The organism is Acidovorax sp. GW835-FHT14G06 (genome assembly GCF_058793595.1).
On the sequence record NZ_JBXAGA010000004.1, the window covers coordinates 32,621 to 58,088 of the forward strand.

General features: G+C 64.2%; 24 protein-coding genes. 15 read left to right on the top strand and 9 right to left on the bottom strand.

Features of this window, described 5'->3' with window-relative positions:
• Window positions 1–173 precede the first annotated feature (173 nt).
• The 4 genes from AC1Q64_RS07530 to AC1Q64_RS07545 all read right to left on the bottom strand — a co-directional run bounded on the left by AC1Q64_RS07530 (window position 174) and on the right by AC1Q64_RS07545 (window position 4,715).
• Window positions 174–1,568 (bottom strand): alpha/beta fold hydrolase, encoded by a 1,395-nt coding sequence (locus tag AC1Q64_RS07530; RefSeq protein ID WP_492250925.1) that lies wholly within the window; start codon window positions 1,566–1,568, stop codon window positions 174–176.
• Between the two features lie 88 nt (window positions 1,569–1,656).
• Window positions 1,657–2,772 (bottom strand): acyl-CoA dehydrogenase family protein, encoded by a 1,116-nt coding sequence (locus tag AC1Q64_RS07535; RefSeq protein WP_099729596.1) that lies wholly within the window; start codon window positions 2,770–2,772, stop codon window positions 1,657–1,659.
• A 12-nt stretch (window positions 2,773–2,784) separates the two neighbouring features.
• Window positions 2,785–3,966, bottom strand: a complete 1,182-nt coding sequence (locus AC1Q64_RS07540; RefSeq protein ID WP_492250926.1) for an acyl-CoA dehydrogenase family protein — start codon at window positions 3,964–3,966, stop codon at window positions 2,785–2,787.
• A gap of 47 nt (window positions 3,967–4,013) precedes the next feature.
• A complete protein-coding gene (locus AC1Q64_RS07545) occupies window positions 4,014–4,715 on the bottom strand; it encodes a YceH family protein (protein WP_291433677.1) in 702 nt (233 codons plus the stop codon).
• Window positions 4,716–4,739: 24 nt separating this feature from the next.
• Here AC1Q64_RS07545 and purN point away from each other — a divergent pair, with 24 nt between their 5' ends.
• On the top strand, window positions 4,740–5,321 hold the full coding sequence (gene purN, locus AC1Q64_RS07550) for a phosphoribosylglycinamide formyltransferase (protein ID WP_291433678.1): 582 nt from the start codon (window positions 4,740–4,742) through the stop codon (window positions 5,319–5,321).
• A gap of 271 nt (window positions 5,322–5,592) precedes the next feature.
• Here purN and xopAW read toward each other — a convergent pair whose 3' ends face one another.
• On the bottom strand, window positions 5,593–6,612 hold the full coding sequence (gene xopAW / locus AC1Q64_RS07555) for a XopAW family type III secretion system calcium-binding effector (protein WP_492250927.1): 1,020 nt from the start codon (window positions 6,610–6,612) through the stop codon (window positions 5,593–5,595).
• Window positions 6,613–6,852: 240 nt separating this feature from the next.
• Here xopAW and AC1Q64_RS07560 point away from each other — a divergent pair, with 240 nt between their 5' ends.
• Together AC1Q64_RS07560 and AC1Q64_RS07565 are read left to right on the top strand one after the other, a co-directional pair.
• Window positions 6,853–7,581, top strand: coding sequence for a response regulator (locus tag AC1Q64_RS07560; RefSeq protein WP_492250928.1), 729 nt, complete (start codon window positions 6,853–6,855; stop codon window positions 7,579–7,581).
• A gap of 47 nt (window positions 7,582–7,628) precedes the next feature.
• A complete protein-coding gene (locus AC1Q64_RS07565; RefSeq protein WP_492250929.1) occupies window positions 7,629–8,696 on the top strand; it encodes an ATP-binding protein in 1,068 nt (355 codons plus the stop codon).
• A 2-nt stretch (window positions 8,697–8,698) separates the two neighbouring features.
• On the opposite strand, the gene AC1Q64_RS07570 is transcribed toward AC1Q64_RS07565, so the two are convergent.
• Window positions 8,699–8,962, bottom strand: a complete 264-nt coding sequence (locus AC1Q64_RS07570; RefSeq protein WP_291433685.1) for a DUF1653 domain-containing protein — start codon at window positions 8,960–8,962, stop codon at window positions 8,699–8,701.
• A 65-nt stretch (window positions 8,963–9,027) separates the two neighbouring features.
• Here AC1Q64_RS07570 and AC1Q64_RS07575 point away from each other — a divergent pair, with 65 nt between their 5' ends.
• The 3 genes from AC1Q64_RS07575 to AC1Q64_RS07585 all read left to right on the top strand — a co-directional run bounded on the left by AC1Q64_RS07575 (window position 9,028) and on the right by AC1Q64_RS07585 (window position 13,645).
• Window positions 9,028–10,881, top strand: a complete 1,854-nt coding sequence (locus tag AC1Q64_RS07575; RefSeq protein WP_492250930.1) for a M48 family metalloprotease — start codon at window positions 9,028–9,030, stop codon at window positions 10,879–10,881.
• Between the two features lie 143 nt (window positions 10,882–11,024).
• The gene (locus tag AC1Q64_RS07580) at window positions 11,025–12,299 is read left to right on the top strand and encodes an RsmB/NOP family class I SAM-dependent RNA methyltransferase (RefSeq protein WP_492250931.1); all 1,275 of its coding nucleotides are present in this window, start codon (window positions 11,025–11,027) and stop codon (window positions 12,297–12,299) included.
• A gap of 131 nt (window positions 12,300–12,430) precedes the next feature.
• Window positions 12,431–13,645 carry a DesA family fatty acid desaturase gene (locus AC1Q64_RS07585; RefSeq protein WP_291433691.1) on the top strand — a complete coding sequence of 405 codons (1,215 nt, stop codon included), beginning with the start codon at window positions 12,431–12,433 and terminating at the stop codon, window positions 13,643–13,645.
• Window positions 13,646–13,909: 264 nt separating this feature from the next.
• On the opposite strand, the gene rpmG is transcribed toward AC1Q64_RS07585, so the two are convergent.
• From rpmG to trxB, 3 genes are all read right to left on the bottom strand, one after another.
• On the bottom strand, window positions 13,910–14,080 hold the full coding sequence (gene rpmG, locus AC1Q64_RS07590; RefSeq protein ID WP_008904999.1) for a 50S ribosomal protein L33: 171 nt from the start codon (window positions 14,078–14,080) through the stop codon (window positions 13,910–13,912).
• Between the two features lie 11 nt (window positions 14,081–14,091).
• Window positions 14,092–14,325 carry a 50S ribosomal protein L28 gene (rpmB, locus tag AC1Q64_RS07595; RefSeq protein WP_015013086.1) on the bottom strand — a complete coding sequence of 78 codons (234 nt, stop codon included), beginning with the start codon at window positions 14,323–14,325 and terminating at the stop codon, window positions 14,092–14,094.
• A gap of 181 nt (window positions 14,326–14,506) precedes the next feature.
• Window positions 14,507–15,460, bottom strand: a complete 954-nt coding sequence (trxB, locus tag AC1Q64_RS07600) for a thioredoxin-disulfide reductase (RefSeq protein ID WP_291433716.1) — start codon at window positions 15,458–15,460, stop codon at window positions 14,507–14,509.
• Between the two features lie 194 nt (window positions 15,461–15,654).
• On the opposite strand from trxB, the gene AC1Q64_RS07605 reads away from it, so the two are divergent.
• The 9 genes from AC1Q64_RS07605 to AC1Q64_RS07645 all read left to right on the top strand — a co-directional run bounded on the left by AC1Q64_RS07605 (window position 15,655) and on the right by AC1Q64_RS07645 (window position 25,370).
• The gene (locus AC1Q64_RS07605; RefSeq protein ID WP_492250932.1) at window positions 15,655–16,332 is read left to right on the top strand and encodes a Crp/Fnr family transcriptional regulator; all 678 of its coding nucleotides are present in this window, start codon (window positions 15,655–15,657) and stop codon (window positions 16,330–16,332) included.
• Window positions 16,333–16,405: 73 nt separating this feature from the next.
• Window positions 16,406–18,742 (top strand): DNA translocase FtsK, encoded by a 2,337-nt coding sequence (locus AC1Q64_RS07610; RefSeq protein ID WP_492250933.1) that lies wholly within the window; start codon window positions 16,406–16,408, stop codon window positions 18,740–18,742.
• A 44-nt stretch (window positions 18,743–18,786) separates the two neighbouring features.
• On the top strand, window positions 18,787–19,419 hold the full coding sequence (gene lolA / locus AC1Q64_RS07615) for an outer membrane lipoprotein periplasmic chaperone LolA (protein WP_291433720.1): 633 nt from the start codon (window positions 18,787–18,789) through the stop codon (window positions 19,417–19,419).
• A 96-nt stretch (window positions 19,420–19,515) separates the two neighbouring features.
• Window positions 19,516–20,871 (top strand): replication-associated recombination protein A, encoded by a 1,356-nt coding sequence (locus tag AC1Q64_RS07620; protein WP_492250934.1) that lies wholly within the window; start codon window positions 19,516–19,518, stop codon window positions 20,869–20,871.
• A gap of 357 nt (window positions 20,872–21,228) precedes the next feature.
• Window positions 21,229–22,158, top strand: coding sequence for a branched-chain amino acid ABC transporter permease (locus AC1Q64_RS07625; protein WP_291433724.1), 930 nt, complete (start codon window positions 21,229–21,231; stop codon window positions 22,156–22,158).
• 13 nt (window positions 22,159–22,171) lie between these two features.
• Entirely contained in the window at window positions 22,172–23,248 is a 1,077-nt protein-coding gene (locus AC1Q64_RS07630; RefSeq protein WP_056061055.1) for an ABC transporter permease subunit, read from the top strand.
• Between the two features lie 20 nt (window positions 23,249–23,268).
• A complete protein-coding gene (locus AC1Q64_RS07635; protein ID WP_291433727.1) occupies window positions 23,269–24,063 on the top strand; it encodes an ABC transporter ATP-binding protein in 795 nt (264 codons plus the stop codon).
• Between the two features lie 2 nt (window positions 24,064–24,065).
• Window positions 24,066–24,794, top strand: coding sequence for an ABC transporter ATP-binding protein (locus AC1Q64_RS07640; RefSeq protein ID WP_291433728.1), 729 nt, complete (start codon window positions 24,066–24,068; stop codon window positions 24,792–24,794).
• 213 nt (window positions 24,795–25,007) lie between these two features.
• On the top strand, window positions 25,008–25,370 hold the full coding sequence (locus tag AC1Q64_RS07645; protein ID WP_015013099.1) for a DMT family protein: 363 nt from the start codon (window positions 25,008–25,010) through the stop codon (window positions 25,368–25,370).
• The last annotated feature ends 98 nt before the right edge of the window (window positions 25,371–25,468 follow it).

The following is a 25,468-nucleotide window of genomic DNA, read 5'->3' on the forward strand; positions in this document are numbered from 1 at the left end:
ACGCGGCGTCGCGCGCCTAGATTGGCACGCCCGCAAGGGCCTTCGCGACCCCGAAAAGAGGGTTGACAGGCCCTTCGTACTGTCTGCGATGGAGCGCCTAGCCATCGGGGCCGTCTTGACCGCTCTTGGTGATGTCCTGCGTACAGCACAGGCCCCGGGCAGCGCCTATTCCATCAGTAAGTCAATTCGAGAAACACCAGGTGGCCGCTGGCCGCAGGCCAAGTCTGCCCCACCAAGCGCTCTCCGTTGAACTCTGCCGCGATAGCGCGCCCGCCGCCCGCAGGCTTGACCTTGGCAGATGCAACACCTGCCCCAGCGGGCACACCAGCAGGTGGGGTGCCATCCAGCAGCATCTTGTCGCGTGCCGGGTCCAGATAGCCACGGGGGCGGCTCAGTGTGACGATGGATTCGGCGGCCTTGTCAGCGTCGGCGATGCGTTCGGGGCGCAGGTGGATGAGATCACTGCTGCGCGGGAAGCCGCTGCGGTAGATGTGGGTGGTGGCGTAGCCGGGGGCGGCGATCACAAACTCGATGGGCGAGCCGGTGGGGACGGCCAGCGGGCCCCATTGGCCATCCGCACCCACCGTTTTGCGCAGCAGGGCGTTGCCGGTGCGGGCGCCCGTGGCGGGGTCGGTGGCGTACACCTCCAGCTGCGCGCCCGCCAGGGGCAGGTTGTTGCTGAAGTTGCCGGTCTTGGGGTCCGCAGAGTCCACGCCCAGACCGGTGACCTTGCCGTTGAGCACGACGGATTTTTCGGCCGCAATGTCGGTGCGTGCCGGAGCCTTGCCGGTGATGAAGCGGTAGGTGGCTTCAAACGCGGCGGGCGAGTACGACGTTTCGCGGTGGTCGATGCGCGGAATCACCACGTTGGTGGCACCTTTGAGTTCGGGGCCGGCGGCGGTCACGTTGGTGGCCGTGCCTTTCTGGCCGATCCACAGGCCATCGGGCTGGGCGAACTTGTCGTTGTTGTCCGAGCGGATGGTCAGCCATTTCACGGGGCCGCTCACCTCGTCGCCCGCCGCATTCTTGGGGGCGTTCAGCGCCTTGAGGAACGGGCCTGTGCCCGAGAACTCGTTGCCTTCGCGGAACCCCGGGATCGCCCACACACCGTGGTTGGGGGTGCCACCCAGGATGGCGTGGCTCACGGTCTTGTCACCGCCGCCGTTGTAGATGTAGTTGCGGATGGCATTGCCGCCGCGCGAGTTGCCTACCAGCACCACCTGGCGGGCGCCCGTGATCTTGAGCACCTTGTCCACCTCGGCCTTCAGGTAGGCCATATGCTCTGAGGCCGACGTGCGGCCCGCCTGGGGTTTGGCGTCCTCATCACGCGACAGGGGGTAGGGCACGTCAATGGCGTGCAGGCGCTCGCGTGGCCAGCCGTTGGATTCGAACCGCCATACGGTGGTCTGCCACAGCGCGGCGGTGTCGCCATTGCCATGCACAAAGACGATGGGCGGCGCCTCGGCCAGGCTGGGGCTCTTGGTGGCGCAGCCTGCCAGCGCCAGGGTGGCGGCCGCAGCGGCAGCCAGCAAAAGGGATCGGCGTGGCAACAGGAATGCGTGATTCATGGGGGTGTCTCCAAAAAGAAAAAATGCCCGTGGACTGGGGAATCCACGAGCATCGTCTGCGGGTGTTACGCGGCCGCGTCAGTTCACATCAGGCGAACACGCCTGCGGTGTCTTGCATGCGGGCGGACACTTCACCCAGGTGGTGCAGCGTGTCGCCAAAAGTCACTTCCAACTGCGTGAGCTTCTTGAAATAGTGGCTCACGATGTATTCGTCCGTCACGCCGATGCCGCCATGCAGTTGCACAGCCTGCTGGCCCACAAAACGCATCGATTGGCCCAGTTGGACCTTGGTACGGGCCATGGCGGCGCGGCGTTCGGCAGCGGGGGCGCCGAGCTTGAGGCTGGCGTAGTAGCTCATTGATCGGGCCAGCTCCAGCTGCATCTTCATGTCGGCCACGCGGTGGCGCAGTGCCTGGAAGCTGGCAATGAACACGCCAAACTGCTTGCGTTGGTTCATGTATTCGACCGTGATGGCCACGGTCTTGTCCATCACGCCAACGGCTTCCGCACAGGCTGCGGCGATGCCAGTGTCCACAGCCAGCTCCAGCGCGGCCAGGCCGTCGGTGGTGATGAGCGTGGCAGGGGCGTTGGTCAGGTGCACCTCAGCGGCGCGGCTGCCGTCTTGCGTGACGTAGCCCTGCGTGGTCACGCCGCTGGCAGTGCGTTCGACCAGAAAGAGGGCGATGTGGCCGTCGAGCTGCGCAGGCACGATGAAGGCGTCGGCCTTGTCGCCCGCAGGTACTACGCTTTTGATAGCTGTTACCGCATATCCTGATTGCGCCTTGGCCGCTTTTGCATCGCAAACGTCCAGGCGGTAGCGCGCCTTTCGCTCCTGCTGGGCCAGCACCACCAGGGCTTCACCACTGGCCACGCGGGGCAGCCATGCGCCCTGTACGTCGGCCGGTGCGTAGTGCGACAGCACGCTGCTGGCAATGAAGGCTTGCGCAATCGGCTCCAGCACAATGCCGCGGCCCAGTTCTTCGGCCACGACCATCGCATCGATGGCACCCTGACCCATGCCGTCTTGCGCTTCGGGCACGGTGAGGGCTGTCAGGCCCAACTCGGCCAGCTCGTTCCATGCGGCGCGGTCAAAACCGCCAGCGGCCACGGCGGCGCGGCGGCGCTCGAACGTGTAGCCCTTGTCCACCCACTTGCGCACGGCGTCGCGCAGTTGTTCCTGGTCGTCAGAAAAATCGAAATCCATGTTCTTGTCTCCTTAGCCCAGAACCGTCTGCGCGACGATGTTGCGTTGAACTTCATTGCTGCCGCCATAGATCGTGGTCTTGCGCAGGTTGAAGTAGGTGGATGCCAGGGGCGCGTTGGCGGTGACGCCGCCTGGGAAGTTGCCTTGCCAGCCAGCTTCCATGGCTTCTTCGATGAAGGGCATGGCAAAGGGGCCGGCGGCCAGCATCATCAACTCGGCATAGCGCTGCTGGATCTCGCTGCCCTTGATCTTGAGCAGACCTGCGATGTCGAGCGAGTTCTTGCCTGACTTCTCGGCCGACAGCACCCGCAGCACCAGCATTTCCAGGGCGACGATGTCCACTTCGAGCAGGGCGATCTGGTCGCGGAAGCGCAGGTCGTCCCACACGCCTTCGGTCTTGGCAATGCGCTTGAGGCGCTCCAGCTCGCGCTTGCTGCGGTTCACGTCGGCGATGTTGGTGCGTTCGTGGCTCAGCAGGTGCTTGGCGTAGGTCCAGCCCTTGTTCTCTTCGCCGATCAGGTTTTCGGCGGGCACTTCGACGTTGTCGAAGAACACCTCGTTCACTTCGCACTCGCCGTCCAGCAGCTTGATGGGGCGCACGGTGACGCCCTTGGACTTCATGTCCAGCAGCAGGAAGGAGATGCCGGTTTGCGGCTTGCCCTCGGTGCTGGTGCGCACCAGGTTGAACATCCAGTCGCCATGCTGGCCCAGGGTGGTCCAGGTCTTCTGGCCGTTGACGATGTATTTGTCGCCCACGCGCTCGGCGCGGGTCTTGACGGAGGCCAGGTCCGAGCCAGAACCGGGTTCACTGTAGCCCTGGCTCCACCACACTTCGCCGCTGGCGATGCCAGGCAAAAAGCGCTTTTGCTGTTCGGCATTGCCAAACGCCATGATCACCGGGGCCACCATCACCGGGCCAAACGGCACGATGCGGGGCGCGCCGGCCAGGGCGCATTCTTCTTCAAACAGGTGCTTTTGCACGGCCGTCCAGCCGGGGCCGCCAAATTCTGTGGGCCAGCCAAAGCCCAGCCAGCCTTTTTTGCCCAGAATCTTGGCCCAGCCCTGCATGTCCTCGCGGGTCAGGCGCAAGGCGTTGTGGACCTTGTGAGAGATTTCTTTGGGCAGATTGGCGTGAACCCAAGCGCGAATCTCTTCGCGAAAGGCCTGCTCTTCGGGGGTGAATGCGAGATCCATGCGGTGCGTCTCCTAATGATTACGCATTTGTAGCACGGTCGTTCGTTTTATTCCTGTCCGGGTGGCGACATTGGACTGAAGTCAGGGGAAATGCCTAGCTCGGCGCACAGGCGCTGCACGGTGTTGCGCAGGCTCGCCACTTCGGCCTCCAGGGCGTCCACACGGGCCTGCAATGCGGGCGATGCGGCTGTTGCCGTATTCCCGGGCGCTGAATGGCTGGCGGTGGTATCCACCGGCCCGCACATCAAGTGGGCCCAGCGCTGCTCGCGCGCGCCAGGAGCGCGGGGCAGCTGCACGACCAGCGGGCCACCCTTTTCGGCACTGCGCTCCTGCAGCTCGTCCAGAAAGGCTTCGACCGACGAAATGTCGGCAAACCGGTACCAGCGCTCGGCGTTGATGCGCAGCTCGCCCGCCGTCTGCGGGCCGCGCAGCATCAACAGGCCCAGCAGCACGGCCGACTGCTCGGGCACGCCCACGCCGCGCTGGAAGTTGTGCTCCCAGCGTGTGGTGCGGTTGCCGCTGCTTTCAAACGCCAGCGTCAGCAGCTTGAGCGAATCCAGCGCCTCCTGCGCCTCGGCGTCACTCAGGTTCATCACCGGGTCGCGGCTGGTTTTTTGGTTGCAGCCCGTGACCAGGCCGTTGAGCGACATGGGGTAGCTGTCGGGCACGGTGCGCGCCTTTTCCATCAGGGTGGCAAGCACGCGGGCTTCGTTGGGGGTGAGGGGGCGGGTCGCAGGGTCAAAAGGCATGGCTGGGATAATCCGGGGCAATTTATGAAGAACATCGTCATTCTGATCTCTGGCGGCGGCTCGAACATGGCCACCATCGTTCGCACCGCGCAACAAGAGAACTGGGCCCATCGCTATGGCGCCCGCGTGGCGGCCGTGATCAGCAACAAACCGGATGCTGCGGGGCTGGTGTTTGCGCGCGAGCACGGTATCGCCGCCGAGGCGCTAGACCACAAGGCCTTTGCCAGCCGCGAGGCGTTCGATGCGGAACTGGCCGCCACCATCGACCGCCACCAGCCTACGCTGGTGGTGCTGGCGGGGTTCATGCGTATTCTGACGCCCGGATTTGTGGCGCACTACGCCGGGCGGCTCATCAATATCCACCCCTCGCTGTTGCCAGCCTTTACCGGGCTGCACACGCACCAGCGCGCCATCGACGCGGGCTGCAAGTTTGCGGGCGTGACGGTGCACCAGGTGACAGCAGAGCTGGATGTGGGCCCCATTCTCGACCAGGCCGTGGTGCCGGTGCTGCCGGGCGACACCGCCGAGACGCTGGCCGCCCGGGTGCTGACCCAGGAGCATGTGATCTACCCCCGCGCCGTGCGGGCGCTGGTGCGCTCCCTGTAAGGGGGGAGGTCGGGGCGAGGCAGGCTGGGCGCGTGGCGTGCCCACCGCTCCCTCGCTGACAGGGTTAATGCTGCTAAATTTATAGCTATCAAGGCATGATGCACTAGCGCATCTGGCCGATTTGAATCAGATTTCGTGTCCCAGGGCCCACCCACCAGCCCCGGGGCCGGATTCTGGCTCGCACAGCTCGTCAACTGACGGGCGAATCGCACTGTGCGGCCAGAAGTCAGGGGCGCGTCCCGGAGGGCGCCGCCGGGTCGTTCACACCTTGTCAGGCTACGGCGCTCAGACTGCTGGTGTTCGACGCCGTGCGCCAGTCGCTGGCGGCGCGTTCGTACTGCTGTCGCGCAAAGTCGGCCAGCCGCGCCAGGTCGTTGCGGCCGGTGGACTCGGTGCTGGTGCTGGTGCTGGTGGTGGTGGTGGTGGACTGCACCTGGCTGGTCAGCTGGTCGATGAACGCCTTCGACTCGCTGGCGCTGATGCTGGCATCGCCGTCGGTGTCGATGGCGTTGAACAGCGCGGTGATGGCGTCCTGCTCGGCCGTACTGGTTCCTCCCGCCAGGCGCTCGGCGGCCGAGACCACGCCATCCTCGTTGGTGTCCAGGGGGTCGTAGCTGGTCGCCGAGCTGCTGTCGGATGCGGCGTCAGCGCCACCTGCCCCCCTCGGACCACCCGGAGGTGGTGGCATGCCGCCCATGGCCTGCATGCCCTCGGCACCCGCGCCGGGGCCTGAGGGACGACCCGCATCGAACTCGGCCTGCGTCAGGCTGCCATCACCATCGGTATCCAGCTGGCTGAACACGTCGTCGCTGCTCACGCCGGTCTGGCTGGCGGTGCCGCCGGACATGGCTTCCAGCAGGGCCTGCAGCTCGGTCTTGCTCACGGCGCCATCGCCGTCGCTGTCCACCTTGCCAAACAGGTCGTCGCCCGCTTGGCCCGTGGCGTTGGTGGCGGAACTGCGGCCTTCTCCATTGCGCGTCTGGGCAAACGCCATGGTGGACGGGGGCGGTGGCAGCACGCTTTGCAGGGTCTTGCCCAGCTCGTCGGCATTGAGGTTGCCGTCGCCGTTGGCGTCGTATTGCTGGACCAGGTCTGCCGCGCTGGTCTGGCTACTGACGCCGGTCTTCTTCGCCACGTCGTCCAGCAGGCCCTGCAACTCGGTGTCGCTCACGCCGCCGCTGCCGTCGGCATCGATTTTGGACAGCAGCCGCTCCGGCGAAGGCCCCGGGCGCGATGCCCGTTGCACGCTCGCACTGGACCAGGCACTGCTGACGCTACTCATGGTCGTCATCGTCGTTCCTTTCGTTCCAAGGGTGGGCCGGTGCCGGGCCCTCCACTGCGGAAGCCCTCAGCCATGGCCTGAAACCATTCTTGGGTGCGCGTGTCTCCGGGGTTTGTCTGCTTTGTACCAACGCCGATACAAAAGGCGGCAACAAGGCATGAACAGGGGTGCAAAGGCCTGCCAGATTGTCCCGAGGACGGTGCGCAGGCTCCCTAAACTTGGTGCGTTCTTTTGTGCCTGTGCCCGCCCATGCAACACATCCTGGTGGTGGACGACGATGTCGAGATCACCACACTGCTCACCGACTACCTGACCCGCTTTGGCTATGCCGCCTACGCGGCTTGCGACGCGCAGACGATGCGCGCCCAGATGGCCGCGCAGCCCATCGGCTTGGTGGTGCTGGATGTGATGCTCCCCGGCACCGACGGGATCACGCTGGCGAGGGAGCTGCGCGAGCGCTCGAGGGTGCCCATCATCATGCTCACCGCCCGCGCCAACCCGTATGACTGCGTGCTCGGGCTGGAGATGGGGGCGGACGACTACATGGGCAAACCCTTCGAGCCGCGCGAGCTGGTGGCCCGCATCCAGACCGTGCTGCGCCGCACGCGTGGCGCCGAGGCTCCTGTGCGCCAGGGGCCCGACGAAGTGGTGCGGTTTGATGGCTGGACGTTGCACAGCCTGGAGCGGCACTTGGTGTCGCCAGGCGGTATGGTGGTGCCGCTGTCGAATGCCGAGTTCCGTTTGCTGTGCACCTTTTTGCGCATGCCACGCCGTGTGTTCAGCCGCGATCAGCTCATGGAACAGGCCCGGGGCCGTGCCATGGATGCGTTCGAGCGCAGCATCGACCTGCTGGTGTCGCGGCTGCGCAGCAAGCTCGCGGACGACCCGCGGTCGCCCTCCATGATCCGTACCGTGCGCGGTGCGGGGTATCTGTTCAATGTGCAGTCGCTGCAAGGGCAGGTAGGGTGGCCCCACTGACGCCCTCGTCATCGCCTTCACACCTGCGCGCTGCATTTCAGCGCTGCATGCCTGACACCCTGTTTGGCCGGCTCGCTCTGCTGCTCATTGCCGCCGTCATCGTGAGCCATGTGCTGGCGCTGACACTGATGTTCGAGCTGCGCCCCGCCCACCCAGGGCCTCCACCGGGCCCGCCGCCGCATGCGGTGGCTGCCGATGGGCATTCGTTCCCGCCGCCAAGGCCGGTTGAGGGCTTAGGCATATGGAACGCGCCGTCCTCGCTGCAGCTGGGCCTGCTGCTGGACATCAGCGTGCGCCTGGCTGCGCTGGTGGCTGCGGCGTGGTGGGCCGCGCGCTGGCTGTCGCGCCCCATGCGCCGGCTGGCCACGGCCGCGCAGGAGCTGGGGCGCGACATCCACCGCCCCCCTTTGCCCGAGGACGGCACGCTGGAATGCCGCGACGCCAGCCGCGTGTTCAACCAGATGCAGGCGCGCATCCGCCAGCAGTTGGCCGAGCGCGACCGGTTTGTGGCAGCCGTGTCGCACGACTTGCGCACGCCCCTGACGCGGCTGCGCCTGCGCACCGAAAGCCTGGGCGACGCCCAGGCGCAGCAGCTGTTTCGGCGCGATATTGCCGAAATGGACGCCATGATTGCCTCCACGCTGGATTACCTGCGCGGCGTGGCGGGGGCGGAGGCTTGGGTGCATCTGGATGTGCAGGCCCTGGTGGACAGCATGACGGACGACCAGGTGGCCATGGGCCATGCCGTCACCGTGGCGGGGCACGCCGTCCCCTTGCGGGTGCAGGCCGTGGCACTGCGGCGTTGCCTGGACAACCTGGTGGGCAATGCCGTGCGCTACGGCGGCAGCGCCGAGGTCACGCTGCACGACGCGGCGGACGCCCTGACCATCGAGGTGCGTGACCATGGCCCGGGCATTACTCCCGAAGAGCTGGACCGGGTCATGGAGCCTTTCTACCGCGTCGAGGCTTCGCGCAATCGCCAGAGCGGCGGGGTGGGGTTGGGGCTCACCATCGCCAGCGACATCGTCCGGCGCCACGGTGGGCAACTTTCCCTGCGCAATGCACCGGGCGGTGGGCTGGTGGTGGCGGCGGTGTTCCCGCGCACGGTCGCTTGATATCAGCGGGGTTCAGGCGGCGGGGCTTCACCCTCCCATTTCTCAAACCGGGGGCGCAGTACGCCTTCGATGAGCACTTGCTCCTCAAACATGGCGGCCGGCCGCACCCACAGGCCGCGCTGGCCATACAACGCGCGGTACAGCGTCATGGGCTCCAGCGTCTCGCTGTGCCGCACGGTGTCGATCACTTCATAGAGCATGCCCTTGTAGTGGCGATACAGGCCGGGGGGCGTGCGGATGAGGTCGGGCAGGTCGTCGTCGGTCATGGTGCTTTGGTGGCGTGAGTGGTTAGGATGGCGGCTGAAAAAAACAACCAGAGTGAGGGACGCCCGTGGATCAGGCAGATTTTGTGCACATGGTGCGCATGAGCGAGCATGCCAGCGCCGAGAACAGTCGCGCATACCGCCGCAGTGTGGCTGCGTTTGCCGCCCTGGGTTATGCATGGGTGCTGGGGTGTATGGCACTGTCCGTTGGCATTTTGCTGTGGGTGGTGCCCCAGTTGCTGCAAGGGCGCTTTCGTTTCGCGATGCTGTGGGCCCTGCTGGGTGCCGGAGGTCTGCTGTGGGTGAGCCTGCGTGCGCTGTGGGTGCGGTTTGATGAGCCCCAGGGCGTGGAGATCACAGCGCTGGATGCTCCCGACCTGTTTGAAGCGCTGGCGCGCATCCGCCGCAAGATCAAAGGCCCACCCATCCACAAGGTCACGCTGACCGACGAGTTCAACGCCAGCATCCAGCAACTGCCGCGTTTTGGGCTGCTGGGCGGCGCTGTCAACCACCTGAGCATTGGCCTGCCCTTGCTGATGGCGCTGGACCGGCCGCGTTTCCTGGCGGTTCTGGCGCATGAATACGGCCACCTGCGTGGCGACCATGGCCGTTTTGCCGCTTGGATCTACCGCACGCGCCTGTCATGGATGCGCTTGAACCACAGCCTGGCTGATGACGAGGGGCCGGTGGCTGCCGCCACGCAGCTGTTCATGCGCTGGTACTTCCCGCGCTTTTCTGCCAAGACCTTTGCGCTGGCTCGCCAGGACGAGTACGAGGCCGACCGCATTGCCGGCAAGCTGCTGGGCCGAGATGTGACCGCTGCGGCCCTGGCCGAGATCGAGATACGGGGCGCGTGGCTGCAAGCGGAGTTCTGGGGCAACCACTGGTGTGCAGCTGCGGGCAACCCCTTGCCGGTGGGGCCCTACCGCAGCATGCGCCGTGCCCTGGCCAAGGCCCCCGACGCAGCCTTTGCCAACGACTCCTTGCGCCAGGCGCTCAAGCGCCTGAGCAATCTGGACGACACCCACCCCGGCCTGCGCGACCGCATCGAGGCACTGGATGCCACCCCCACGCTGCCCGATTGGTCGCGCGGCAACGCGCTGGCCCTGCTGGGGCCTGATGCCAAGCGCTGGGTGGCGCATTTCGACAAGCAATGGTGCCGCAACAACGCCAGCGAATGGAAGCAGCACCACGCCTGGCTGGGGCGCGTGCGCGCACGCGCCGAGGCCCTGGGTGCATCGACGGCGCAGAGCAGTGCCGCCGACCTGGTGGAGCTGGCCCGCCTCAAGCGCCACCTGGACCCGCATGCCGATGTGCGCGCACTCTACGAGCTGGCGTTGCAGCGCAGCCCCGAATACCCCGCTGCCCTGCGTGGACTGGTGCCTTGCCTGGCGGATGATGATCGCGAGGGCAAGCTCCAGTTGCTGCACCGGTTGTGGGAGACGGGCAGCAGCGACCGCTACTGGGCCGCGCGCACGGCATTGGCCGAGCTGGAGACGCCACGCCTGGGGCTGGATCACGATGCAGCCGTCTTCAAGCAGTGGCGCAAGCGGCTGGAGCGCGCGCAGGAGTCTGAAGAACGGGCCTGTGAAGAGCTGTCGGGCACGTCGTTCTTCAGCCAGATCGTGCGGCACGACCTGAGCTCCTTCGAACTGGCCGAGCTGCAGTCCGAACTGGCCCGCTGCGCTCCTTTGGCCCGGTGCTGGCTGGTGCGCAAGAACCTGCGCGAATACCCCCAGCGCAGGGCCTACCTGGTGTTCGTAGAGCTGCCGGGTATGGACGATGAAAGCCGCTACCACCTGTGCCGCGCGCTGGAGCGCAACCTGAGCCTGCCCGGCCCCGCGCTGGTGCTGTGGGCGGGAGAGTCGCCGACGCTGCAGCAGATCGAGCGCTCGGCGTTTGAACCGATCTACTCACGCTGAAGAAGAAGAGCGATCAATCCCAGCGCTGACTTTGTTGCATACCCGTTCTGCAGCGCTTTGGGGCGCTGCGCTGCCAGGGCAATGGACCGCCAAAGAAAAGGCGTCGAGCGGGCCCTCGCGGCGGGGAATGGGACAATCGGGGGATGCATCCCAAAGTTCTTCTCGACGCCTGTGCCGAACTGGTCAGGCTCACCCTCACGTTTGAACACCCCGCCGACGCGGTGGTGTCACGTTTCTTCCGCGACAACCGGGGCCTGGGGCCGCGCGAGCGCGCCACGCTGGCTGAAACGGTTTACACCGTGCTGCGCAAAAAGCTGCTGTTTGACCACATGGCTCCGTCGGGCTCGGGTCCCAAGGAGCGCCGCCTGGCCATCCTGGGCTTCTACGGCCCGCGCGACTTCCTCAAGAGCGCGTTGACCGATCAGGAAAAGAACTGGCTGGACCAGTGCGATGCTGTCACGGTCGATGACCTCATGGAGCGCCACCGCCACAACCTGCCCGAATGGATGGTCAAACCCCTGAAGGACCAGTTGGGCGATGGTTTCTGGCCGCTGGTGGAAAGTCTCGCCCAAAGCGCACCCCTGGATTTGCGCGTCAACGCGCACAAGGACAAGCGTGCCGATGTGCAAAAGGAGCTGGCCAAGGCCGGTATCAAGGCAGTCCCTACGCCGTATTCGCCCTGGGGCCTGCGCATTGACGACAAGCCTGCGCTGACCAAGCTCGATGCCTTCACACGGGGCGCCATCGAGGTGCAGGACGAGGGCTCACAGCTGCTGGCTTTGCTGCTGGACGCCAAGCGTGGCGAGATGGTGGTGGACTTCTGCGCCGGCGCAGGGGGCAAGACGCTCGCCATTGGCGCGAGCATGCGCAGCACCGGGCGCCTCTACGCGTTCGATGTGTCAGCACACCGTCTGGATGCGCTCAAGCCCCGCCTGGCACGCAGCGGCCTGTCGAACGTGCACCCCGCCGCCATCGCGCACGAGCGCGACGACCGCGTCAAGCGTCTGGCGGGCAAGATCGACCGCGTCCTCGTGGACGCGCCTTGCTCGGGCCTGGGCACCTTGCGGCGCAACCCCGACCTCAAATGGCGCCAGTCGCCCAAGGCCATCGATGAGCTGGTGGCCAAGCAGACGGCCATCCTGGACAGCGCAGCCCGCCTGCTCAAGTCGGGCGGCCGTCTGGTGTATGCCACCTGCAGCATCCTGCCGCAAGAAAACGAGGCCATTGCCGAGGCCTTCAGCGCCGCACACCCCGACTTTCAGCTGCTGGATGCTGGTGAACTGCTGGAGCAGCTCAAGGTCGAGGGCGCCAAGGGTTTGTGCAGCGGCGGCGCATCGGGCAATAGCTATTTGCGTTTGTGGCCCCATCTGCATCAGACCGACGGGTTTTTTGCCGCCATCTGGGCCAAGAAGGACTGAAATGCTGGGGGTATGGCTCTAAACCAGCGTAAATACTGTGGATTCCCCTGATCCGTTCAGAGGCAGGCCATCTAAAATTAACCACCTGTTTCGTTGGTGAGCGGGTTCTCTGTAGTAAGGTTTTTGTGAATATGCTGTTACCCGACTGGGCTGTACTGAACGCCGCCATTGACTGGCTGGGACATGGGTTGTGGAACCTGGCCTGGTGGCAGATCGTGTTGTACACCCTTGCCACGACCCACATCACCATTGCGGCGGTCACGATCTTCCTGCACCGCGCGCAGGCGCACCGTGCGCTGGACCTGCATGCCATCCCCTCGCATTTCTTCCGCTTCTGGCTGTGGATTGGCACTGGCATGGTCACCAAGGAATGGGTGGCCATCCACCGCAAGCACCACGCCAAATGCGAAACCGTGGACGACCCCCACAGCCCCCAGACCCGCGGGCTGGATACCGTGATGTGGCGCGGCGCCGAGCTGTACCGCGCCGAGTCCAAGAACATGGAAACCATCAAGAAGTTCGGCCACGGCACGCCCGATGACTGGATGGAGCGGAATGTGTACACCCGCTACGGCTGGCAAGGCGTGGGCCTCATGCTCATCCTGGACCTGGCCCTGTTTGGCGCCCTGGGCGCCGCGGTGTGGGCGGTGCAGATGCTCTGGATTCCGTTCTGGGCAGCAGGGGTGGTCAATGGTGTGGGCCACTACTGGGGCTACCGCAACTTCGAGGCGCAGGACGCCAGCACCAACCTGTCGCCCTGGGGCATCATCATTGGCGGTGAAGAGCTGCACAACAACCACCACACCTACCCCACGTCGGCCAAGTTCTCGGTCAAGCCCTATGAGTTCGACATTGGCTGGGTGTACATCAGCCTCATGAAGAAAATTGGCTGGGCCAATGTGAAGAAGGTGCCGCCCAAGCTGCAACTGGGCGATGTGAAGCCCGTGGCCGATGAAAAGACGCTGGAGGCCTTGATCGCCAACCGCTACGAAGTGATGGCTGGCTATGCGCGCGGCGTGCGTCAGGCTTGCAAGGATGAGATTGCCGCGCTGCAGGCGCGCCAGGCCGACGTATCGGTGCTCAAGGCCGCCAAGCGCTGGCTGCACCGCGATACCGAGAAGGTGCCAGCAGGTGCCTTGCCCCAGCTGGCGCAGGCCCGCGCTGCATCTCCGACGCTCGACAAGATGGTGACCATGCGCGAAGAGCTGCGTCAGTTGTGGCTGAACACCTCCCAATCCCGCGAGCAGCTCACTGCGGACCTGCAAGCCTGGTGCCGCCGGGCGGAAGAAAGCGGTGTGGCGGCCTTGCGCGAGTTCTCCATCCGTCTGCGCGCTGCACGGGTTTGATGTAACGCCTTGGTGGCGCAGCCGGTCGGACCACTGACCCCGGCGCACCTCCCCCCAAACCGCTGCAGGGCCTTGTGCCTTCAGCGGTTTTTTGTTGGCTGTGGGTTCAGCGCGAAAAGCTGGCGGGGAGCAAGTGGTCGATGGAGGTTGGACTGCTGCGGCAGGGGGCGGGGTGCGCGGCAGGTCGCGCGTGAGAGTCGTCCATGAAAAAAGCCGCCGGGCTGGATGCCGGGCGGCTTTTTGGATGACAAGAAAGAGACTGAATTACTTCAGCTTCATTTCCTTGTATTCCACATGCTTGCGAGCTTTGGGATCAAATTTCATGATCAGCATCTTCTCGGGCATGGTCTTCTTGTTCTTGGTCGTGGTGTAGAAGTGACCGGTACCCGCAGTGGATTCCAGCTTGATCTTGTCGCGTCCGCCTTTGCTTGCCATGGTGCTACTCCTTAAGCCTGGCCACGGGCACGCAGGTCTGCGAGCACCGAGTCGATACCGTTCTTGTCGATCAAACGCAGGGCAGCGCTCGAAACACGCAGGCGAACCCAGCGGTTTTCGCTCTCAACCCAGAAACGGCGGTATTGCAGGTTCGGCAGGAACCGGCGCTTGGTTTTGTTGTTGGCGTGGGAAACATTGTTCCCCGTCATGGGCTTCTTGCCCGTTACGTCGCAGACGCGTGCCATGAGGACACTCCGATACTTATTAACGGCCGCTCGCTGAGCCCTGGGCTGTTTGACCAGGTTGGCTTGCGGCCTCACCTCGCCAGAAAGGGTGGCGGTAACCCGATTTGCCTGTTTCGAAGGACCGCAAAAACGGGCCGAATTCAGCAAAGCCGCAGATTATAACCTGCAGCTCATTTTTTCATCAAGACTCTTGTTCCAAAAAGCGCTGGGCGTCCAGTGCAGCCATGCAGCCCGTACCAGCACTGGTGATGGCCTGGCGGTACACATGGTCCTGCACGTCGCCGGCGGCGAACACGCCGGGCACGCTGGTCTGGGTGGCAAAACCCTTGAGTCCGCCCTGGGTGATGATGTAACCGTTCTCCATCTCCAGCTGGCCCTGGAAGATCTCGGTGTTGGGCGCGTGGCCGATGGCAATGAAGCAGCCCTGAAGTTTGATGTCTTCCGTGCTGCCGTCCTTTGTGCTCTTGATGCGGATGCCTGTCACGCCGGTGTTGTCGCCCAGCACCTCGTCGAGCGTGTTGAAGAGCTTGAGCTCGATCTTGCCCGCTGCCACTTTTTCGTTGAGCTTGTCCACCAGAATGGGTTCGGCCTTGAACTTGTCGCGGCGGTGCACCAGTGTGACCTTGCGGGCGATGTTCGAGAGGTACAGCGCTTCTTCCACCGCCGTATTGCCGCCGCCCACCACGCAGACATCCTGCTCGCGGTAGAAGAACCCGTCGCAGGTCGCGCAGCCGGACACACCCTTGCCCATGAAGGCCTCTTCCGAGGGTAGGCCCAGGTATTTGGCCGATGCGCCAGTGGCCAGAATCAATGCGTCGCAGGTGTAGGTGCCGCTATCGCCGGTGAGCGTAAAGGGGCGTTTGCTGAAATCGACCTTGTTGATGTGGTCGAAGATGATCTGGGTCTTGAAGCGCTCGGCGTGCTCGAGAAAACGCTGCATCAGCTCCGGCCCCTGCACGCCGTGGACGTCGGCAGGCCAGTTGTCCACCTCGGTGGTGGTCATCAGCTGGCCACCCTGGGCCATGCCGGTGATGAGCACCGGGTTCAGGTTGGCGCGGGCGGCATATACCGCTGCGGTGTAGCCCGCTGGGCCAGAGCCAAGGATCAGAACTTTCGCGTGTTGGGTGGTGGACATGGTAAAAGCCTGTGTTTTGCGCCCGCTACATGGGGCGCTGTTGGGAAAGCTGGGGGTCGAGCCGCCGAGTATCAACCGGCGTCCGCTTGCAAGAGTGGCCCCGTTTTCAATCACGGTGATTGTAAGAACCCATTGATAACCCCTGCATGACCGCTGCGGCTCCGGCTGGGTCGCGCCCTGAAAGGAGATGTTTCATGTCGACGATGTTGTCCAACCTGGACCTGCTGCGCCGGGTGCCCTTGTTCTCGCTGCTGACCGTGGCGCAGGCCGAGGTGATCAGCGGTGCGGTGATCAAGCGCCGCTTCAAGCGTGGCGAGGCGCTGGTGGAGCAGGGGCAAAAGTCCAATGCCTTGTTCATACTGCTCACAGGGCGCGCCCGGGTCATGACGTCGGACAGCCGGGGGCGTGAGGTGATTCTGGCCACCCTGGCCCAGGGCGACTACCTGGGCGAGATGAGCATCATCGACAACGAACCCCACTCGGCCACGGTGCGTGCCGAGGTGCAGACCGACGTGCTGATGCTGGGGCGTGCGGAGTTTGCACGTTGCCTCACCGAGAACGCGTCCATGTCGCTGGTGGTGATGCGCGGGCTGGTCAAGCGGCTGCGCCATGCAGATCGCAAGATTGAGTCACTCGCGTTACTGGATGTATACGGCCGTGTGGCCCATGCCTTGCTGGACTTTGCGGTGCACGATGCACAGGGCCAGTTGCTGATCAAGGACAAAATCTCCCGTCAGGACCTGGCCAAGATGGTGGGTGCGTCCCGCGAAATGGTCAGCCGGGTGATGAAAGACCTGGAGGAGCGCGGCTTCATCGAGGCGCTGCCCAGCGGTGCCACCCTGCTCAAGGACCGGCTGAACGCGCTGGGCTGAAAGCCGGGGGGTGGACCCTGCGCCGGGTGGTGCGCCCAGCGCAACGCATGGGGTAAGCTCACCCCGCACGTTTATGACCTATTCCCTCAATACCCTGAATGCATCGGCGGCGGCCAAGTCGCCGCCCCGCACGGGCGCCGCCCGTTTTGGCCACGAAATCGCCCTGGTGGTGGGCTTGCTGGCCCTGGTTTTCTGGCTGCTGGCGCTCGTCAGCTATTCGGCGCAGGATGCGGCCTGGTCCACCTCGGGCGCCCGCGACGCACGCTCCGTTGCCAACTGGGCGGGGCGCTTTGGCGCCTGGCTGGCCGATGGCAGCTACTTTGCGCTGGGGTTTTCAGTGTGGTGGTGCGTGGCGGCAGGCGTGCGCGCCTGGCTGTCGTCGCTAGCGCGCTGGATGCGTGGGGGCGAAGTGGTGGCGGGCGCCGCCAGTCCCCTGGTGCGCCGGGCCACGTTCTGGGGTGGTCTGGTGGTGCTGATGTGTTCCAGCACGGCGCTTGAATGGTCGCGTCTGTACCGGTTTGAGTCGTTCCTGCCTGGGCATGCTGGTGGTGTGCTGGGTTACCTGGTGGGACCGGCTGGCGTGAAGTGGCTGGGTTTCACGGGCTCCGGCTTGCTGGCGATCGTGCTGGCGGTGGCGGGGGCGGCCCTGGTGTTCCGCTTCTCGTGGGGCCATGTGGCGGAGTTTCTCGGCGGGCGCCTTGATGCGCTGGTGCAGTCGCGCCTGGCAAAACGCGAGGTGGCCAAGGATGTCGCCGTGGGCCGCAAGGCGGCCCGCGAGCGCGAAGTGGTGGTGCTTGAAGAGCGCACCGAAAGCGAGGTGCACCACCCTGAGCCCGTGCAGATCATCGAGCCGATCCTGGTGGACGTGCCACAGAGCACCCGCGTGGTGAAGGAGCGCCAGAAACCCCTGTTCACCGAGATGCCGGACAGCAAGCTGCCCTTGGTAGACCTGCTCGATGGCCCCCTGCAGCGCCAGGAAACCGTGGCCCCCGAGACGCTGGAGATGACCAGCCGCCTCATCGAGAAAAAGCTCAAGGACTTTGGCGTGGAGGTGCGCGTGGTGGCCGCCATGCCCGGCCCGGTGATCACCCGTTACGAGATCGAACCCGCCACCGGCGTGAAGGGCTCGCAGATTGTGGGGCTGGCCAAGGATCTGGCGCGCTCGCTCAGCCTGGTGTCCATCCGGGTGGTCGAGACCATCCCCGGCAAGAACTACATGGCGCTGGAGCTGCCCAACGCCAAGCGCCAGTCCATCCGTCTGTCCGAAATCCTGGGTTCGCAGGTGTATCACGAGGCCAAGAGCATGCTCACCATGGGCCTGGGCAAGGACATCGTGGGCAACCCGGTGGTGGCCGACCTGGCCAAGATGCCGCACGTGCTGGTGGCTGGCACCACGGGATCAGGCAAGTCGGTGGGGATCAACGCGATGATCCTTTCGCTGCTGTACAAGGCCGAGGCGCGCGATGTGCGCCTCTTGATGATCGACCCCAAGATGCTGGAAATGTCGGTCTACGAAGGCATTCCGCACCTGCTGGCCCCGGTGGTCACCGACATGAAGCAGGCGGCCCACGGCCTGAACTGGTGCGTGGCCGAGATGGAGCGGCGGTACAAGCTCATGTCCAAGCTGGGTGTGCGCAACCTGGCGGGCTACAACGTCAAAATCGACGAGGCCAAGGCCAAGGAAGAGTTCATCTACAACCCCTTCAGCCTCACGCCCGAAGAGCCCGAGCCGCTGCAGCGCTTGCCACACATCGTGGTCATCATCGACGAGCTGGCCGACCTGATGATGGTGGTGGGCAAGAAGATCGAAGAACTGATCGCCCGCCTGGCGCAAAAGGCGCGCGCGGCGGGCATCCACCTGATCCTGGCCACCCAGCGCCCCAGCGTGGATGTGATCACCGGCCTGATCAAGGCCAACATCCCCACCCGCATCGCGTTCTCGGTGGGCTCCAAGATCGACAGCCGCACCATCCTCGACCAGATGGGCGCCGAGGCGCTGCTGGGCATGGGTGACATGCTCTACATGGCCAGCGGCACGGGCCTGCCGATTCGCGTGCACGGCGCCTTTGTGTCGGACGAAGAAGTACACCGTGTCGTCAGTTACCTCAAGCAGCAAGGGGAGCCGGACTACATAGAAGGCGTGCTCGAAGGTGGAACTGTGGATGGCGAGGGTGATCTGTCAGGGGAGGGCGGTGGTGGCGAAGGGGGCGAGAAGGACCCCATGTACGACCAGGCCGTCGAAGTGGTGCTCAAGGACCGCAAGGCCAGCATCTCGTACGTGCAGCGCAAGCTGCGCATTGGCTACAACCGCTCGGCGCGTTTGCTGGAAGACATGGAAAAGGCCGGACTCGTCAGTGGCCTGACCACCAGCGGCCAGCGCGAAGTGCTGGTACCCAACCGCAGCGAATGACCGGCCGGACCGCAAGGCCGGACCCTACCCCACAGGAGTTTCTGTTGAAAAAGATCGCTACTGCAATTTTGATAGCTGCTGCGGCAAGCGTGGCTAGCGCTGACGGGTTAAAAAGCCTGGAGTCCTTCATGAAGGGCACGCAGACGGGAAAGGCCGATTTCACCCAGACCGTGACTTCGCCCCCCAAGGATGGCCAGACCGCGCGCACCAAGACATCGAGCGGCAGCTTTGAATTCCAGCGCCCCGGGCGCTTCAAGTTCGTCTACAAAAAACCTTTCGAGCAGACCATCGTGGCCGACGGCCAGACCCTTTGGCTGTACGACGTGGACCTGAACCAGGTCACGCAGCGCTCGCAATCCCAGGCCCTGGGCAGCACGCCCGCAGCACTGCTGGCGTCCGCGCCCGACCTGTCGGCGCTGAAGGCCGAGTTCACGCTGGAGGCCTCGCCCGATGCGGACGGCCTGCGGTGGGTACTGGCCAGCCCCAAGACCAAGGACGGCCAGCTCAAGAGCGTGCGTGTGGGCTTTGCGGGCGAGCAGCTTGCGGCCTTGGACATCCTGGACAGCTTTGGCCAGCGTTCGCTGATTCGTTTTACCGGCATGCAGGCCAATACGGCGCTGCCTGCCAGCACGTTCCAGTTCAAGCCTCCGGCTGGGGCGGATGTCGTGAAGCAGTAGGTTTTGCTCTCAAAAGAATAGCTGCCGGTGCATGTTTTTTGGGCGCTAGAGGCCAGTTTGGCTTCAAAATCAGCGTGATGTAGACAGGATACGAACATGGCAGCACGCGGTGCCTCCGCCCCTTCCTCGGTACACCCTTCCACCCACCAGCCCCTGGCTGAACGCCTGCGGCCCCGCACACTGGGCGAGGTGATCGGGCAGCAGCATGTGCTGGGCCCGGGCATGCCGCTGCGGCTGGCGTTTGAGTCCGGCAGACCACACAGCTGCATCCTGTGGGGCCCGCCCGGCGTTGGCAAGACCACCATTGCGCGCCTGATGGCCGATGCGTTCGATGCGCAGTTCATCAGCATCAGCGCCGTGCTGGGTGGGGTCAAGGACATCCGTGAGGCCGTAGAGCAGGCTCAGGCCGCGCGCGACGGGCTCATGCAGCAGCGCACCATCGTGTTCGTCGATGAAGTGCACCGGTTCAACAAGAGTCAGCAGGACGCGTTTTTGCCGCATGTCGAGTCGGGCCTGTTCACCTTCATCGGCGCCACCACCGAGAACCCGTCCTTCGAGGTCAACTCCGCACTGCTGTCGCGTGCAGCGGTGTACGTGCTGCAGCCGCTGTCCGAGCAGGATTTGAAGCAGATAGTGGCGCTGGCGCAGAAAGAACATGCGCTGCCTGCTATAGAAGATATAGCAATTGACCGCCTGGTGGCCTACGCCGATGGCGACGCGCGCCGCCTGCTCAACACGCTGGAAACCCTGTCCATGGCGGCCGCGCAGGAGAAACTTCCCGAGATCACCGATGCCTGGCTGCTCAAGGTGCTGGGCGAGCGCATGCGCCGCTACGACAAAGGTGGCGAGCAGTTCTACGACACCATCAGCGCGCTGCACAAGTCCGTGCGGGGCTCCGATCCCGACGCCGCGCTGTACTGGCTGGTGCGCATGCTGGACGGCGGCGCCGACCCGCGCTACATGGCGCGCCGCCTGGTGCGCATGGCAGCCGAGGACGTGGGTCTGGCCGACCCGCGCGCACTGCGCCTGGCGCTGGACGCCAGCGAGGTGTACGAGCGCCTGGGCAGTCCCGAAGGCGAGCTGGCACTGGCCGAATGCGTGCTGTACCTGGCGGTGGCGCCCAAGTCCAACGCGGTCTACAAGGCCTACAACGCGGCGCGGGCCTGGGTCAAACAGGATGGCACACGCCCAGTGCCCATGCACCTGCGCAATGCGCCCACCAAGTTGATGAAAGAGCTCGACTACGGCAAGGGCTACCGCTACGCCCACGACGAGGAGGGTGGCTTTGCGGCGGGTGAGAACTACCTGCCCGAAGGCATGCCGGAACCCGGCTTCTACCAGCCCGTGGAGCGGGGCCTGGAGATCAAGATCGCACTGAAGCTGCGTGAGTTGCGCGACCGCAATACCGCAGCGGCCACGCCTGGCGTACAAGATTCAGACACCGCCTCCTGATCGGTAGTCTGGCCGGCTGGGCGAGGTGGCCGCGCATCTCCTGCGGCGGCCCCAACGCACTGCGCAGCGCGCTTTATGCCGATTCTGCATGATCAAGGTAATAAGTTTGCACATCAATTATCTTGCGTGCATCAAAATTCCTTATGCAGTGCGTGGCGCGCTGATGTGACGAAAACCCGAGGGAAAACCCCGCCCGGCTTGGATTGGGGCGGTTGTGACTACTCGCTACAATCCCGTCCACAAACCCGCACAGCTGCATTCCTGGCGGGTTTTTTGCTAGATGGCAGTCGGGCCCACAAGGCTGTACCGATTCCGGTGCCAAAGCGGTGGGTACGTCACAAACGAAGGACTTCTCTTATGGACATTTTGCTGCAACAGATCATCAACGGTCTGGTACTCGGCAGCATGTACGCCTTGATAGCCTTGGGCTACACGATGGTGTACGGCATTATTCAACTCATCAATTTCGCCCACGGCGAGGTGCTCATGATCGGCGCCCTCACCAGCTGGAGCTGTATTGGAATGATGCAGGCTGCCATGCCCGGCGCGCCGGGTTGGGTCATCTTGCTGCTGGCCACGCTCATCGCCTGCGTGGTCGCTGCCACGCTCAATTTCGTGATCGAAAAAGTGGCCTACAAGCCACTGCGCACAAGTCCCCGTCTCGCCCCCCTGATCACTGCCATCGGCATGTCGATCCTGCTGCAGACGCTGGCCATGATCATCTGGAAGCCCAACTACAAGCCGTACCCCACGCTGCTGCCCAGCACGCCGTTCCAGGTAGGTGGTGCGTACATCACTCCCACGCAGATCCTGATTCTGGGTGTGACGGCGGTGGCCCTGGCCTCGCTGGTCTATCTGGTCAACCACACCAACCTGGGCCGTGCGATGCGCGCCACGGCTGAGAACCCCCGCGTGGCATCCCTGATGGGCGTGAAGCCCGACATGGTGATCTCGGCCACCTTCATCATCGGCGCCATTCTGGCGGCCATCGCCGGCATCATGTATGCCTCTAACTACGGCACGGCGCAGCACACCATGGGCTTCCTGCCCGGGCTCAAGGCCTTCACGGCTGCGGTGTTCGGCGGTATCGGCAACCTGGCCGGCGCGGTGGTGGGCGGCATCCTGCTGGGCCTCATCGAAGCCATCGGCTCGGGCTACATCGGCACGCTCACGGGCGGTCTGCTGGGCAGCCACTACACCGACATCTTTGCGTTCATCGTGCTCATCATCATCCTGACGCTGCGCCCCTCGGGCCTGCTGGGTGAGCGTGTTGCCGATCGCGCCTGAGGAGCCTCACACCATGAAGAACACCAAAACCAACTGGATCATCGGCGCCGTGGCGCTGCTGGTGCTGCCGCTGATCCTGCAATCCTTCGGCAACGCCTGGGTGCGTATTGCCGACCTGGCCCTGCTGTACGTGCTGCTGGCTCTGGGCCTGAACATCGTGGTGGGCTACGCCGGCCTGCTGGACCTGGGCTACGTGGCGTTCTACGCCGTGGGTGCCTACCTGTTTGCCTTGATGGCCTCGCCGCACCTTGCGGACAATTTTGCGGCGTTTGCCGCCATGTTCCCTAACGGGCTGCACACCTCGCTGTGGATCGTGATACCGGTGGCGGCGTTGTTAGCGGCGTTCTTTGGCGCCATGCTGGGGGCGCCCACGCTCAAGCTGCGCGGCGACTATCTGGCCATCGTGACGCTGGGCTTTGGCGAAATCATCCGCATCTTCCTGAACAACCTGGACCACCCCGTCAACCTGACCAACGGCCCCAAGGGTCTGGGTCAGATCGACTCGGTCAAGATCTTTGGCCTGGACCTGGGCAAGCGGCTGGAGGTGTTCGGTTTCGACATCAACTCCGTCACGCTGTACTACTACCTCTTCCTGACCCTGGTGGTGGTTTCCATCATCATCTGCTACCGCCTTCAGGACTCGCGCATCGGCCGCGCCTGGATGGCCATCCGTGAAGACGAAATTGCCGCCAAGGCGATGGGCATCAACACCCGCAACATGAAGCTGCTGGCCTTCGGCATGGGTGCTTCGTTCGGCGGCGTGTCGGGTGCGATGTTCGGTGCGTTCCAGGGCTTTGTGTCGCCCGAGTCGTTCAGCCTGATGGAGTCGGTCATGATCGTCGCCATGGTGGTCCTGGGCGGTATCGGCCATATTCCTGGTGTGATCCTGGGCGCCGTGCTGCTGTCGGCCCTGCCCGAAGTGCTGCGCTATGTGGCAGGCCCCCTGCAGGCCATGACGGACGGCCGCCTGGACTCCGCCATCCTGCGCCAGCTGCTGATCGCACTGGCCATGATCATCATCATGCTGATGCGTCCCCGTGGTCTGTGGCCTGCGCCCGACCATGGCAAGAGCCTCACGCAGAAGACCTGAACACCGCAGAAAGTTAGAACATGGCAGAGAACATTCAGAAATCGGCCAGCGACGTGGTGCTGCGGGTTGCCGGCATTTCCAAGCGCTTTGGCGGCCTGCAAGCCCTCTCCGACGTGGGCATCACCATTGAGCGAGGCCAGGTGTATGGCCTGATCGGCCCGAACGGCGCGGGCAAGACCACGTTCTTCAACGTGATCACCGGCCTGTACACCCCCGACAGCGGCACCTTCGAACTCGCGGGCAAGCCCTACGAGCCCACGGCCGTGCACGAAGTGGCCAAGGCGGGCATTGCGCGCACCTTCCAGAACATCCGTTTGTTTGCAGAAATGACGGCGCTGGAAAACGTGATGGTGGGCCGCCACATCCGCACTAAGTCCGGCCTGCTGGGCGCTGTGCTGCGCACCAAGGGCTTCAAGGAAGAAGAAGCCGCCATCGCCAAGCGTGCGCAGGAACTGCTCGACTACGTGGGCATTGGCAAGTTTGCCGACTACAAGGCGCGTACCCTGAGCTACGGCGACCAGCGCCGCCTGGAGATCGCCCGGGCCCTGGCCACTGACCCGCAACTGATTGCGCTGGACGAGCCCGCCGCCGGCATGAATGCCACCGAAAAGGTGCTGCTGCGCGAGCTGATCGACCGCATCCGCAACGACAACCGCACCATCTTGCTCATCGAGCACGATGTGAAGCTGGTGATGGGCCTGTGTGACCGCGTGACGGTGCTGGACTACGGCAAGCAGATCGCCGAAGGCACACCTGCCACCGTGCAGAAGAATGAAAAAGTGATTGAGGCCTATCTGGGCACCGGAGGACATTGAGAATGGCCGAAAAATCCAACAAGGTACTGCTGCAGGTCAAGGGCCTGAAGGTGGCCTACGGCGGTATCCAGGCCGTGAAGGGCGTGGACTTTGAAGTGCGCGAAGGCGAGCTGGTCTCGCTGATCGGCTCCAACGGTGCAGGCAAGACCACCACCATGAAGGCCATCACTGGCACCCTGGCCATGAACGATGGCGACATCCTGTACCTGGGCGAAAGCATCAAGGGCAAGGGCGCCTGGGACCTGGTGAAAAAGGGCCTGGTGATGGTGCCGGAAGGCCGTGGCGTGTTCGCACGCATGACCATTACCGAGAACCTGCAGATGGGCGCCTACACCCGCAAGGACAAGGCGGGAATTCTGGCCGACATCGAGAAGATGTTTACCATTTTCCCGCGCCTGCGCGAGCGCAAGGACCAGCTGGCCGGCACCATGTCCGGCGGTGAGCAGCAGATGCTGGCGATGGGCCGCGCGCTGATGAGCCAGCCCAAGGTGTTGCTGCTGGACGAGCCCTCGATGGGCCTGTCGCCCATCATGGTGGACAAGATCTTTGAGGTGGTGCGCGACGTGTACGCCCTGGGCGTGACCATCGTGCTGGTGGAGCAGAACGCCAGCCGCGCGCTGGCGATTGCCGACCGTGGCTACGTCATGGAATCCGGCCTGATCACCATGTCGGGCCCCGGCCAGCAACTGCTCAACGACCCCAAGGTGCGTGCTGCCTACCTGGGCGAATAAGCGGCTGCAAGCCTGCGCACCGCTTGTGTGGTGCGGCTGCTTTCCAGCAAGGCACTCCCTCGGGAGTGCCTTTTTTTGTGCCTGGAGATGCTGTGGGTGGTGAAATAATTTGCTATTAAATATATAGCTGTCAAGGTATGTAACACCGGCGCAATCGGCTGATTTTGTTCATAATCTGCCGCTTCGTTCACCCACCCAGCCTGTCGCCCTCACATGAACGCGCTCCAATCTCTGCCCATTTCGCTGCAAACGGTGTTGCTGCTCACTGCCAGCAATATCTTCATGACCTTTGCCTGGTACGGCCACCTGAAGAACCTCGCGTCCTCGCCGTGGTACGTCGCCGCCCTTGTCAGCTGGGGCATTGCGCTGTTTGAGTACCTGCTGCAGGTGCCTGCCAACCGCATTGGCTTCACCCAGTTCAACGTGGGGCAGCTCAAGATCATGCAGGAGGTCATCACGCTGGGCGTGTTTGTACCCTTCGCCGTGTTCTACATGGGCCAACCCCTGAAATGGGACTACCTCTGGGCCGGGCTCTGCCTGGTAGGTGCGGTGTATTTCATCTTCCGGGGCGCCTGACGACAGAACATCCGAACGGCCGGCGCCCCGCCGCCTATCGCGCCATGCGCATGACTGTATGAGGCGGCGGCATCAGTCCCTGCAGGGCGCACGGTTAA